This window comes from Xenorhabdus yunnanensis (genome assembly GCF_028598805.1).
Lineage (GTDB): Bacteria > Pseudomonadota > Gammaproteobacteria > Enterobacterales > Enterobacteriaceae > Xenorhabdus > Xenorhabdus yunnanensis.
The window spans coordinates 1-756 of record NZ_JAQRFI010000195.1 but is presented as its reverse complement, the minus strand read 5'-3'; the positions used below and the strand labels follow the sequence as shown (position 1 = coordinate 756).

1 protein-coding gene is annotated in these 756 nt (G+C 49.2%); it reads left to right on the top strand.

From position 1 onward, the window contains the following. Positions 1-214 precede the first annotated feature (214 nt). Complete coding sequence (locus PSI23_RS21720; RefSeq protein WP_273557013.1) at positions 215-649, top strand: zinc-finger-containing protein; 435 nt, start codon at positions 215-217, stop codon at positions 647-649. Positions 650-756 lie beyond the last annotated feature (107 nt).

Genomic DNA, 756 nt, shown 5'->3' with positions numbered 1-756 from the left:
ACGCATTGGATGGATACCCAGAATTGCAGCAAAAGTGCAAGGAAGTGACAGGAATCAGAATGAAAGAATTGAAGGAAAGCCCTGTCCTCACTGACTCACGGACATACACCGAGTTTTAGTACTCGACGACCCAAACAGAACCACCTAACCCCACCCTATCACTACGCTGCTATGCGGCGGGAGGAGTATTAACCAAAATTCGGGAGGACACAACATGCAGTTCACCCCATGGAACCCAAATCCCAGAGCGGTACAACGAGTTAACGACCCCTACCCCATTCCGACACACTGCCGTTATTGCGGAAGACACGTACAGATTGAGCATCATTTGAATGTGTTTAAACGCATCTACGATAACCGCTGGCCGTGGTTATATCACTGCTGGACATGTGGTGCGCGTGTCAGCATTCATCCGGGAACGGATATCCCTATGGGGTCACTGGCGGATAAGAAAACACGACAAGCCAGAGCATCGGCACATCGGTATTTCGATGATGTAGTCAGGAGTCGGAATTTGGAGCGCACGGAGGCGTATCAGTGGCTAGCAGGTCAATTAAACATCAGTTTCAATGAATGCCACTTCGGCTGGTTTGATGCTGATATGTGCGAACGGGCAGTGAATATATGCAGGGGCTTGAATAATGACTGATTTTACATCACTGGCAGACGGCGGCGAATTATCCCGTGAAACATGGGATGATTTTGTTAAGCGCCTCGAGTATCAACATAAAGGTGCAGGTGTTGATCGGCATGGCG